Raw genomic sequence first — 13152 nt, forward strand, 5'->3', positions numbered from 1 at the left:
TTTTGGTTCAGAGTCCGTTACATGGCCGCCCCTTAAGCGCCTTCTTCCACTCTCTGAATCTTTAAATAAACCTGAACTTCAACATATGACTATCACCTTTACGTTAAATATTTGCTATAATAAAAGCCGACTATTACTAAATGGAGAGGATTGGATTTCGCGTGGCAGAGCAGAGCTTAGTGTCTAAATTAAACGACAAGCAAAAAGAGGCCGTTATGCAAACGGAGGGCCCGCTTTTGATCATGGCTGGGGCCGGTAGTGGTAAGACGCGGGTCTTAACACACCGAATCGCTTACCTGATCGAAGAAAAGCACGTGATGCCCTGGCACATTCTGGCCATCACGTTTACCAACAAAGCCGCTCGTGAAATGCGCGAACGAATCGTGGGATTATTAGGACCTGACGGCAATGAAGTCTGGGCCTCAACCTTCCATGCCTTGTGTGTGCGTATTTTACGGTCACACGCTGATAAATTAGGCTATAACCGAGCCTTTACAATTGCGGATTCGAGTGACCAACGCACCTTAATGAAGCGGGTGCTCAAGGAAATGAACGTGGACACCAAGAAATTTGATCCCCGTTCCGTGCTATCCGCAATTTCAAACGCTAAAAATGAATTAAAAACGCCGAAGCAGTTTGCTCAGGAGGCCGGGTTACCGTTTGATGAGATCGTTGCCAGAGCTTACGACAATTATCAACGGTCGCTGCAGCAAAATCAGGCCATGGATTTTGATGACCTGATTATGTTGACGATTCAACTGTTTCAGGAAAATCAGGATGTTCTTGAGTCTTATCAGGATAAGTTCCAGTACATTCACGTGGATGAATACCAAGATACCAACGATGCCCAGTATACGTTGGTGAATTTACTAGCCAAAAAGAATAAAAACCTCTGCGTTGTCGGGGATGCGGATCAAAGTATCTACGGCTGGCGGGGTGCCAACATGGAAACCATCATGAACTTTGAGCGTGATTATCCAAACGCTCACGTGACCATGCTGGAACAAAATTACCGCTCAACGAAGACCATTTTGGACGCGGCGAACGAAGTGATTCAAAACAACGAATACCGGCGTGATAAGAACCTCTGGACGCAAAATGGTGAGGGTGACAAGATCACCTATTACCGTGGGCAAAACGAAAATGACGAGGCCCGCTTTGTGGTGGCGTCCATTCAAGACCTCATGCGTGAGCAACAGTATCAGTATGGTGATTTCGCCATTTTGTACCGAACTAACGCGCAGTCCCGTGTCATGGAAGAAACGCTGGTCAAGGCGAACGTGCCATACACGATTGTCGGCGGACACAAGTTCTACGACCGTAAAGAAATTAAGGACTTACTGGCCTACATTACGCTGGTGGCTAATTCTGCTGATACGATCAGTTTGGAACGGGTCATTAACGAACCTAAACGGGGCATTGGTGGCGGTAGTTTAGCCAAACTGCGTGATTTTGCGGATGAAAATGGTTGGACTGAAATGGAAGCAGCCGAAAACGTTGACGTGTTAAACGGCATTAGTTCGCGTGCCCGCAGTGCCATTGGCGGGTTTGCGACCACCATTATGAAATTACGTGAAATGGTCTCAACAAGTACCGTGACCGAATTAACGGAACAGATTCTTGATACGACCGGTTATATGGCACAGTTAAAGGCCTCACGGAGCCTCGAAGCTGAGACGCGCATCGAAAACATCGAGGAATTTCTTTCTGTGACCAAGAAGTTTGATGACGGGTTCGATCCCGAAGAGAGTGATTCTGGCGACCGAGTCGTTGATTTCTTAGCCGATTTGGCACTGGTTTCTGACCAGGATGATGTTGAGGAAGAACCGGCTCAGGTCACGTTGATGACGCTGCACGCCGCCAAGGGACTGGAATTTCCGGTCGTCTTTCTCATTGGGTTGGAAGAGGGCGTCTTCCCACTAAGCAGATCAGCGGCGGATAATGACGAACTCGAAGAAGAACGGCGGTTAGCCTACGTTGGTATCACGCGTGCTAAGAAGAAATTGTTTATTTCAAACGCATACTCCCGCTTGCTTTACGGGCGGGTCCAACGCAATCCTGAATCACGCTTTATTGAAGAAATCAGTCCAGATAAACTGGATAACAAGAATCAAGTGGCTGCTGGCGAATCCAGTCAACCATTGAAAACACCGTTTGACCGGCGAACTGCTGGTGCAACCCAATCAGCCTACAAGACACCGCGGCGCAACACGCGTTCCAAGGCGGAAGTGGTTAATTCTGGGACCGGTGCTGAAAAGAGCAGTTGGACCATTGGTGATAAAGTGACGCATAAAAAGTGGGGCACTGGAACCGTGGTCAAGGTAACGGGGACTGGGGAAGACATGGAACTTGACATTGCCTTTCCACAGGAAGGGGTTAAGCGACTCTTGGCCGCCTTTGCCCCAATTGAACGGGTGTAATGATATTGGAGGCGGATCGTCATGGCAGACAAACCAGTGGATCAATTAACGAAGGATGAGGCAGCAACTCTGGCCGCACAGTTACGGCCGCAGTTAACTGCCTGGGGTCAAGCATATTACACGAGCGATGCGCCGGATGTTGAAGATCACGTATACGACGCAGCGTATGCCCAACTTGTGGCCATTGAAGCGACCTACCCGGACCTGGTCACAGCGGATTCACCAACCCAAAACGTTGGCGGGTCAGTACTGACCGGGTTTACGAAGGTAACGCACGACATTCCCATGCTTTCAATGGGGGATGTCTTCTCAGAGGACGAACTGGCTGGCTTTGATCAGCGGATTCAAGCGGATGCGGACGACCGAATCGCTTATAATTGTGAATTAAAAATTGATGGGTTAGCGATTTCGTTACGGTACGAAGACGGCTTGCTTGTCCAGGGCTCGACGCGGGGCAACGGGTGATCGGTGAGGATATTACGCAGAATCTTAAAACGATTCCCTCAATTCCTCAAAAACTCAACCGCCCATTAACCGTGGAAGTTCGTGGTGAGTGCTACATGCCAAAGGACTCGTTTATGCGGTTGAACGAACGGCGGGAAGCTGAGGGCCAGCCAGTCTTTGCGAACCCCAGAAATGCAGCGGCTGGTAGCTTGCGGCAGTTGGATTCACGGGTGACCGCTGACCGGAAATTAAGCACGTTTATGTATAACGTCGCCGATTTTGATCCCATTGACGCGCGGACTCAGAGTGATATGTTGTTAGAACTGACGTCACTTGGGTTTACGACCAATCCCACAAATCGGGTGGCTGAGTCACTTGATGATGTGTTTGCATTTATCACTGAATACACGGGCAAACGAGATGACCTGCCGTATGGCATCGATGGCATCGTGATCAAAGTGAACTCTTTGCCGCGGCAACGGGCGCTCGGTGCAACGGTGAAGGATCCACGGTGGGAGATTGCCTACAAGTTCCCACCAGAAGAAGCACAAACCATTGTGCGTGATATTGAGTGGACCGTTGGCCGTACCGGGGTCGTCACACCGACCGCTGTCATGGATCCGGTCCAACTTGCTGGCACAACGGTGGCAAGGGCCTCCTTGCATAATCCGGATTACCTGGTTGAAAAGGACATCCGTGTCGGCGATACCGTGCTGTTGCATAAAGCGGGCGATATCATTCCGGAAATTTCGAATTTCGTTGCCGCTAAACGTGATCCCAACAGTGCGCCTTACGTGATTCCGACGCACTGTCCTTCCTGCGGCGCTGAGCTGGTTCACCTTGATGATGAAGTTGCCTTGCGCTGCATCAATCCCAAGTGTCCAGCCCAGTTGGCAGAACAGTTAAATCACTTTGCCTCACGAAATGCGATGAACATTGATGGCCTGGGACCGCGAATCATTAAACAGCTGTTTGAAAAGGCGTACGTGACGGATGTTGCTGACCTTTACCGACTCACGTTTGACCAGCTGGTCACGCTTGATAAATTTGGCGAGAAGTCGGCTACAAACCTGTTGACGGCGATCGATAATAGTCGGGATAATTCGCTGGAACGGCTGTTATTGGGTTTGGGTATCCGTCACGTTGGTGCCAAGGCGGGCCGCTTGCTGGCAGCTGAGTTTGGCGACATTGACGCGTTAATGGCTGCGGATGAAGAATCGATTGCTGCCATTGCGTCAGTCGGTGATACCATTGCTGATAGCGTGGTGACCTACTTTGAAAATGCGGATGTGCAAACGTTGATCGACGAGCTCAAAACGCTTGGGGTCAACATGACCTATACCGGTGCACCAGCTGAACCAGCCAACGCTGATGGGTTCTTCAACGGTAAGCGCGTTGTTTTGACGGGCAAGCTGACGCAGATGAGCCGACCAGAAGCAACAGAATGGCTTGAAGCACAGGCGCCAAGGTCACTGGCAGCGTTTCTAAAAAAACGGACCTGCTGATTGCTGGCGAAGATGCCGGCAGCAAGCTCACCAAGGCCCAGTCCTTGTCAGTGCCGGTTTGGAACGAGGCAAGATTTGCCAGTGAAATGAGCGCTGACACAGCAAATGAAAATGGAGGAAATCGTGATGAAACGAATTAAGGCAGTCATCGCCATGGCCGTTTGCGGTCTGTTGCTGAGCGCCTGTGGTAACTTAGGCAGCACTGGAACAACGTCAACGAGTACGACGTCCAGCAAAGGGACGCAACTCACAGGCCAGGCCAGTGCTGGCCAGTATCAGGGTGTCATTAAAAACGGCCGTTACCGCACCAGTAAGGCTCGGGGCGTTAACGTGTCGCAAAACGACAATACCTACAATTTGAAGAGTTTTGAATCAGGGCTGTTAAACATTTCTAAAAAAGTGTTCTCAACCAACAAGTACGTTTTCCAAGAGGGGCAATACCTCTCAACAAGCACTGTCACAAACTGGTTAGGACGAAAATCAAAGTCCAATCCAACGGGGCTCAACCCAGTTAACAACGGGTCAACAAGTCCAACTAAGCGGAATCCAATTTACCTCCAACAAATGGAAGAACAGGATTACCTGACTGAAAGCGGTAAGAAGTTGAAACTATCCGGGGTCACCATTGGTCTTGGACTGAATTCAATTGACTACTACACCAAAACTGCGTATGGCTCGACCTACCAAACTGACATTAGTAATGCGACAGTTAAAAAGGAAGGGCAGCTTATTGCAAACCGGGTGCTAAAACGTCTGCGTCAAAAGAAGGCACTGAAGAACGTGCCGATCACCATTGCATTGTACAAGCAAGCCTCTGATGACAGCCTAGTGGGTGGGACCTTCTTTGCCTACTCGGTCAACAAGGCCGGGACAACGTCTGTGAAGTCGTGGACACCGGTGAGCGTGAAGAACTACGTTTACCCAACGACGTCATCGAGCGCGAAGGTTGGGAACTCAAACGATGAGACCGACTTTACCAACTTTAAGAGTCAGATTGAAAACTTCTTCCCGAACGTTGCGGGTGTGACCGCCCAGGCGCAATACACGGATAAGCAGCTGACAGGCATGAACATTTCAATTACGACACAGTTCTATAGTGAAACTGAAATTATCAGCTTTACCCAGTATCTGAAACAGGCAGCTGAAAAGTATCTGCCAAGCGGTGCCCCAGTTGACATCACGGTGTCGTCAACGGAGGGGATCCAAAGCTTCCTGAGTCGAACTTCGAGTGGGAAGTCGTTTTATTCGCATGTGTTTAGTAGTTATTAGAGAGCAGAGCGCGGAACAAGGCGGTTAAGAAAGAAAAGAAATGCCTGAACTTGGTATTTTTGCCAGAGTCTCTTACATGGCCGCCCCTTGCCTTGTGGAGCGCGTTTCGGCACGGAGGCCAAGAAAGACCAGAAATGCCTGAACTTGGCATTTGTGTCAGAGTTGGCTTAGGCAGGAGCCTCTGCCTTGTGGAGCGCGTTTCAGCACAGTGACCAAGAAAGACCATAAATCAAAGTTCTGAACGAAGTCACCTTGCAGCACAAGCGCTACACCAACGAAAGCAACAAATCACATATCAAATGAGCCAAAAAGAAGCCAGAGACGACCAAAGTCTCTAGGCTTCTTTTTACTGAAATAACTATTAATACTGAAGCGCACCGCATTCCAGCGATAAACTTCTCTTCAAAATGGCTTAGAAAGATGGCTCCAAACAAAAATTATTTTAGAAACACCCGATCATTTCACCCGCACACCACCATGTTATATGATTTTTCTAAACTTAACCATAAACTGAAAATAACTCAAGAATCTGCGAGTTAATGTGTTAAAATATTTTAGTGTAGCGTTAATTTACCCTTATCGTGAATAAAAGAAATTCTTTTGAAAGAAGGAGAATCGATGACAAGTCGAATTGACCAAGACCAAGTTCAACACGTCGCTTCATTAGCCAAGTTATCCTTAGATGATAACCAACTGAAGTACTTTACGACGCAGTTAGACGACATTATTGGATTATTTGAAACGTTAAGCGAAGTTGATACGGATGGGATCAAACCCACTTCGAGTGTCAGCGACCAGATCAACGTCATGAGAGAGGACGTTGCTGATAACTGGGGTCAGCGAGACGAATTGCTGGCAAACGCACCAGAGGCTGAAAATGGCTACATCAAGGTGCCCGTTATTATTGACGAAAGCGAGGACGAAGATAGGTATGAATTATTTTGATAAGGATCTGACTTCTCTTCACGACGACCTCGTTAATCAGAAGATCAGTGCAACCGACTTAACCAAGGCCACGTTTGACAACATCGATACGACCGATGCTGACGTTGCAGCCTTTTTAAACTTAAATAAAGATGCTGCCTTGAAGAAGGCAGCTGAACTTGACGCGCAAGGTATCGATGCGGACAATTTATTGTCTGGGATTCCCGTTGCCATCAAGGATAACATTGTGACTAAGGGCCTCAAGACCACTGCTGCCTCAAAAATGCTTGAAAACTTCAAGCCAATTTATGACGCAACGGTGACTAAGAAGGTCAACGAAAGCGGCATGATCAACGTCGGCAAGACTAACATGGATGAATTTGCCATGGGTGGGTCAACCGAAAATTCTGCTTTTAAAACGACCAAAAACGCCTGGGATTACACCCGCGTTCCTGGTGGCTCATCAGGTGGTTCAGCAGCTGCTGTGGCTTCTGGCCAAGTGGTTGCTGCGCTGGGTTCAGATACCGGTGGTTCGATTCGCCAACCCGCTTCATTCAACGGCGTGGTCGGCATGAAGCCGACCTATGGCCGTGTTTCTCGTTGGGGTTTGATTGCCTTTGGGTCAAGCTTGGATGAAATCGGACCGATCACGCGGACGGTTAAAGATAACGCGCTGATTCTGTCTGCCATTGCCGGACATGATGAACGCGATTTGACTACCTCAACCAAGGACGTTCCTGACTTTGCTGCCGACTTAAACGCCGACACCAACGTGAAGGGCATGAAGATCGGCCTGCCTAAGGAATTTTTGGGCGAAGGGGTCGACCAGGATGTTAAGGATGCCATTTTAGCAGCTGCAGACAAATACCGCGAACTGGGTGCGACAGTGGACGAGGTTTCGCTGCCACATAACAAGTATGGGGTTGCGGCCTACTACATCATTTCATCTTCTGAAGCTTCTTCAAACCTACAACGATTTGATGGTATTCGTTACGGCTATCGTGCTGATGACACCAAGAGTCTTGAAGACGTATACGTCAAGTCCCGTTCCGAAGGGTTTGGCGACGAAGTGAAGCGCCGGATCATGCTGGGGACGTTCTCATTGTCTGCTGGGTTCTACGATGCCTACTTTAAGAAGGCTGCCCAGGTTCGGACACTGATCATCAACGATTTCCAAAACGTTTTAAAGGATCACGACTTCATCATGGGACCCGTTGCGCCGACACCAGCTTACAAGATCGGTGAAGACGTTGACGACCCGATGACGATGTACATGAACGATATTTTAACGATTCCAGTGAACTTAGCTGGACTACCAGGCATGTCCATTCCAGCCGGTTTCTCAAACGGGTTGCCAGTCGGCATGCAACTGATCGGTCGGCCATTCGACGAGACAACGCTGTACAAGGCAGCTTACACCTTCGAACAAGCTACCGATTTTCACAAACAAACACCAAACGCAGGGGGTAAAAACTAATGAACTTTGAAACAACGATTGGGCTTGAAGTCCATGTTGAGTTGAAGACAAATTCTAAGATTTTCAGTCCTTCCCCCGTTGAATTTGGGGACGATCCAAACAGTAACACCAACGTCATTGACTGGGGCTATCCAGGCGTTTTGCCATCTACCAACAAGGGCGTTGTGAAGTACGGGATCATGGCTGCTTTGGCCCTGCATGCGCAAGTCGAACAGCACCCGCACTTTGACCGGAAGAACTACTTCTATCCTGATAACCCAAAGGCCTACCAAATTACTCAGGCGGATACCCCAATAGGCCACGATGGCTGGCTTGAAGTTGAAGTCGACGGCGAGAAGAAAAAAATCGGGATCGCTGAAATGCATATTGAAGAAGATGCTGGGAAGAACACCCATGAACGGGACTATTCCTACGTCGACCTTAACCGTCAAGGTACCCCGTTGATCGAAATTGTGTCGAAGCCAGACATTGCGTCACCCGATGAAGCGTATGCTTACTTGGAAGCCTTACGTCAACGCATCCAGTTTACTGGGATCTCTGATGTGAAGATGGAAGAAGGGTCGATGCGTGTCGATGTTAACATTTCTATCCGCCCAGCCGGTTCCGACAAGTTTGGGACGAAGACAGAGTTGAAGAACTTGAACTCCTTCAACTACGTGCGCCGAGGGCTGGCCTTTGAAGAACAACGCCAGCAACGTGTCTTGATGTCCGGCGGCGAGATTCAACAAGAAACCCGTCGTTTTGATGAAGCTTCTGGTCAAACGATTTTGATGCGTGTCAAGGAAGGCTCAGACGATTACCGTTACTTTCCAGAACCAGACCTACCATCCCTTGATATCTCTGACGACTGGATTAACGAAATTCAGGGCGAAATGCCAGAAATGCCAGGGAAGCGTCGTGAACGTTACATTAACGAGCTTGGCCTGACCGACTACGATGCCATGGTCATCACCCAGACTAAGGAAATGTCAGACTTCTTTGACGCCACCGTTAAGTTGGGTGCCGATCCGAAGTTAACATCTAACTACCTGCAAGGGGACGTTAACGCCTATCTGAACGAACAGCACGCTGATCTGCAAGATACTGAGCTGACACCTGAAAACCTGGCTGGCATGGTCAAGTTGATCAATGACGGCACCATCTCATCTAAGATGGCGAAGAAGGTCTTTAAGGCTATTACTCAGGGTAAGGAACCTAAGGCCTTTGTCGAAGAGAAGGGCTTAGTTCAATTATCAGACCCTGCTCAATTACAACCCATCATGATGACGTGTTGGCCAACAACCAACAATCCATCGAAGACTTCAACAATGGGAAGGACCGTGCTGTTGGGTTCTTGGTTGGTCAAATCATGAAGCAGACCCACGGGAAGGCTAACCCACAAGTGGTTAACAAGTTGCTGCTGGCTTCCTTGAAGAAGTAAACTGTTCTTTTAAAGCGTGACGTAATCAGACTGTTGCATTCCGCAATTTGGCACGGAGCTGAAGTGGCTCGCGATGAAGCTAATTCAGCTGTCGCCTTGCGCCATCTGAATGGATCTCCATCGACTCGCACATCAGTAACCGACCAAAATACGGTCGCTAACTGATGTCGACACCACAGCTCCGTGCCAAATCGCTGCATTTCACTCACTGTGAGCTTGCTGTTAATGTTGCTTAAGCTTTTAAATAGAGCTAAGAATGGTTTGAAGAGAGATCCGCTCTTGAATCGAATCGACATTAAGAGTGGCGTTTTCCACAAGCATGCAGTCGTTGGCGCCACGAATTGAGACGACAGGTTTCTGTGACTGATATCGTGGTGGTCAATTCTCACTTAAGTAGCGAAGTGTAGCTGGTTGGCATTGCAGGCAGTAGCGACCCCACTGCAGCCTGCAGGGCCAACCAGCGAAACGCAGCGGCAGTAAACAGTCCTAGTAAAAAACATCAAGTAAAAAGATACAAGAACGACGGAGGAACCATAATGCGTAAACGGGCGCGTGTGATCTATAACCCGTCTTCGGGGCGTGAGGCGCTGAAGAAGGATTTGATCGATATCTTAGATGTATTTGAACAAGCTGGCTATGAAACCAGCGCCTTTGCGACCACGCCGGCGCCAAATTCGGCGCGGGACGAAGCAAACCGGGCTGCACGAGACGGGTTTGAACTGCTTGTTGCAGCTGGTGGTGACGGGACCATTAATGAAGTTGTTAACGGGATCGCAGGGCTTAAAAAACGGCCAAAGATGGCGATTATTCCTGCGGGAACGACAAACGACTACGCGCGTGCGTTGCATATTCCTCGCGAAGATCCGCTGGCGGCCGCTAAAGTGGTCCTCAAGCAACAAACAATTAAGATGGACATTGGTCTGGCAGCTGACAACTACTTTGTTAATATTGCCGGTGGTGGACGCTTAACGGAGCTCACGTACGATGTGCCATCTGAATTAAAATCGCTGTTTGGCTACCTTGCCTACCTGGTCAAGGGGGCAGAATTGCTTCCTCGGATCAAGCCGTTTGAAATGGATCTCAAGTATGACGGTGAAGATTATAAGGGCAAGGCGTCGATGTTCTTTCTCGCCCTGACCAATTCGATTGGTGGGTTTGAACAGATCGTGCCGGATGCTTCCTTAAACGATGGGAAGTTTACCATGATCATTGTGAAGACCAGTAATCTGGTTGAAATCATGCGACTGATCACCATGGTTCTGAATGGCGGTAAGCACATCAATGACCCTAAGATCATCTATCGTAAGGTCAGCAAGGTTAACGTCAAACCAGTGAATGGCTCACGCATCATGATCAACCTTGATGGTGAATATGGTGGCGATGCACCAATGACGTTTACCGATTTGAAACAACACATTGAATTTTTTGCGAACCTTGATGATATTCCAGACGATGCTGTTGAAGAAGAGAGTCCGGAGTACATTGAAGCTGAGCGGAAGTTCGTTGAAGGGGTCGGCGGCTTGCCGGAAGACGAGCGCGATCCTGAACAAGATGACGATTCTGAACAATCATAGTATGAATTTGAGGGATTTTGCTGTATGATACGTAAGGCAGTAAAATCCTTTTTATTAGTTATGGAGTATATACATGAAAGAAAAAGCACCAGTAGAAAAAAATGAAACATACACCGCTGACGTTGTGGACTTGACGTACGAGGGGAACGGGGTCGTTAAAATTGACAACTATTCTCTGTTCGTCGGCAACGCACTACCCGGCGAAAAGGTGAAATTTGTTGTGACGAAGGTCGGTAAGAACTTCGGTTACGGCCGCGTTCTTGACCATCTGACGACCTCACCTGACCGGGTGGACACCAGTGACAAGGACCGCCGTTTGGCGCAAGCGGGCATTGCCCCCTTGCAGCACATGACCTACGACGCACAATTGCGTTTCAAGCAACACCAGATTGAAAACTTGCTGCAAAAGGGCAAGTTGGCCATTGATGTGTTGCCAACAATTGGCATGGATAAGCCGTATCACTACCGCAACAAGGCAACGATTCCAGTGCGCTTGGTTAACGGTAAGCTCGAAACCGGCTTCTTCCGTCAACATTCACACACGCTTGTGCCGCTGGAAGATTACTACATTCAAGACCCACGGATCGATAAGGCACTTATCGTTGTCCGCGATATTTTGCGGGACAATGGCTCATACCTTATGATGAACGCACCCACCGTGGCTTGATTCGAAACATCATGATTCGTCAGGGGTACTACAATGATGAAATGATGGTCTGCATCGTCACCAACTCGACGAAGTTGTCAAACAGTCCAGCGATTGCTGAAGCGATTCGTGAGGCCTTGCCAACTGTCGTGAGCGTGGTCCAAAACATCAATAACCGGCCAACCAACGTTATTATGGGACCAAAGACCAAGGTGCTGTCAGGGAAACCAGCCATCACCGATAAGTTACTGAGCAACAAGTTTGAAATTTCTGCCCAGTCCTTCTATCAGTCAATCCGCAACAGACCGAAAAACTGTATGACCTCGCTATTGAAAAGGCTCAGTTGACGGGGGAGGAGACTGTTATCGATGATTACTGTGGTATCGGAACGATCTCACTTGCAATGGCCCGCCATGCGAAGGAGGTTTACGGTGTTGAAGTTGTGGCAACCGCTGTGGAAGATGCCAAGAAGAACGCCAAGCTGAACAAGCTGGACAACACCCACTTTGAAACCAACAAGGCTGAGTATCAAATGGCTAAGTGGCAAAAAGAAGGCTTAAGCCGGACGTGATCGTTGTTGACCCGCCACGTAAGGGGTTAGACGAGACGTTGATTGAAAGTGCCAGTCAGATGGCACCTGAACGAATCGTGTACGTGAGTTGCAACCCAGCCACGCTGGTTCGCGATATCGAACGGTTTGCGGATGCAGGGTACGCTGTGGCTGATCCAATTCAGCCAGTTGATCAGTTCCCACAGACACCGCATGTTGAATCTGTTACTGTGCTAAACAGAATAGATAAATAAGAATTCTGTAAATATATAGTTTAGTTAGGATTCAAATAAAGACTATTTTTCTTTTAATGAGAAAAAATGGTCTTTTTTGTTGGGCTTAATTCAGAAAATAGTCGTGATTAATCATGCACATTAATAGAACACATTAATGAAACTGTTAAAAATAATCAATAATTTCTAACTGTAATATAAATGTAATATTAATAAACTTGTATTTAAAATGGTTAACAATATGAGCATCTGCTGAAAACTGCACTCGTTTCCATCGTTGCCGGGCGTGTTATTTGCACATTATCAGTTTTCACAAGTCCTTGCAAGATAAGATTACAAAATGACTTTCATGAAAAATGGGGGCTTGCATTTCATACAGATAGCGTCTAACATACAAATCGTTAATTAAATGTTGTTTAAGTTTAATTCAGCACATCGTAAATCTTAAGTCAAAATTTAAACCTCATATTGGTCGGGGGACCAATGTGGGGATCAAATTTAGATAACTGAAGTTGGAACTTAGTTGTCAGTACTTGAGACTTTCGGATAGGATGGCACGACTTGGCGTCAGGTTTAGGGACCTGGTGAACGCCCTTTGGAGTCGATGAAAAAGCGATATCATAACCGTCAATTCATCACTGCCAATTTTAAGGAGTTCATCGAACCTATATGACTATCAAACGTTTTGAG

At 48.0% G+C, this 13152-nt stretch carries 5 protein-coding genes and 3 pseudogenes; all 8 read left to right on the forward strand.

Annotated features, from left to right (window positions below; all coding sequences use genetic code 11):
- The first annotated feature begins 161 nt into the window (after nucleotides 1–161).
- The 8 genes and pseudogenes from pcrA (at nucleotide 162) to rlmD (ending at nucleotide 12483) form a co-directional block, all read left to right on the forward strand.
- The gene (pcrA, locus tag JCM11969_RS14370) at nucleotides 162–2420 is read left to right on the forward strand and encodes a DNA helicase PcrA (RefSeq protein WP_054712211.1); all 2259 of its coding nucleotides are present in this window, start codon (nucleotides 162–164) and stop codon (nucleotides 2418–2420) included.
- A 21-nt stretch (nucleotides 2421–2441) separates the two neighbouring features.
- Nucleotides 2442–4509 (forward strand): annotated as a pseudogene (gene ligA / locus JCM11969_RS14375) (NAD-dependent DNA ligase LigA).
- Nucleotides 4496–5638 (forward strand): CamS family sex pheromone protein, encoded by a 1143-nt coding sequence (locus tag JCM11969_RS14380; protein ID WP_082409399.1) that lies wholly within the window; start codon nucleotides 4496–4498, stop codon nucleotides 5636–5638. The pseudogene ligA and the gene JCM11969_RS14380 overlap by 14 nt, the downstream one beginning before the upstream one ends.
- Nucleotides 5639–6256: 618 nt before the next feature.
- Nucleotides 6257–6583: an Asp-tRNA(Asn)/Glu-tRNA(Gln) amidotransferase subunit GatC gene (gatC, locus tag JCM11969_RS14385; RefSeq protein WP_054712213.1), complete on the forward strand. Its 327-nt coding sequence runs from the start codon at nucleotides 6257–6259 to the stop codon at nucleotides 6581–6583.
- Nucleotides 6570–8039 (forward strand): Asp-tRNA(Asn)/Glu-tRNA(Gln) amidotransferase subunit GatA, encoded by a 1470-nt coding sequence (gene gatA / locus JCM11969_RS14390; protein WP_054712215.1) that lies wholly within the window; start codon nucleotides 6570–6572, stop codon nucleotides 8037–8039. The genes gatC and gatA overlap by 14 nt, the downstream gene beginning before the upstream one ends.
- Nucleotides 8039–9459: pseudogene (gatB, locus tag JCM11969_RS14395) on the forward strand (Asp-tRNA(Asn)/Glu-tRNA(Gln) amidotransferase subunit GatB). Before gatA ends, gatB begins: the two are co-directional and overlap by 1 nt.
- A gap of 536 nt (nucleotides 9460–9995) precedes the next feature.
- Nucleotides 9996–11033, forward strand: coding sequence for a diacylglycerol kinase (locus tag JCM11969_RS14400; RefSeq protein WP_054712216.1), 1038 nt, complete (start codon nucleotides 9996–9998; stop codon nucleotides 11031–11033).
- 73 nt (nucleotides 11034–11106) lie between these two features.
- Nucleotides 11107–12483 (forward strand): annotated as a pseudogene (gene rlmD, locus JCM11969_RS14405) (23S rRNA (uracil(1939)-C(5))-methyltransferase RlmD).
- Nucleotides 12484–13152: the final 669 nt, after the last annotated feature.

Origin of the sequence: Secundilactobacillus paracollinoides DSM 15502 = JCM 11969 (genome assembly GCF_001311135.1) — a bacterium.
In the GTDB taxonomy this organism is placed as follows: domain Bacteria; phylum Bacillota; class Bacilli; order Lactobacillales; family Lactobacillaceae; genus Secundilactobacillus; species Secundilactobacillus paracollinoides.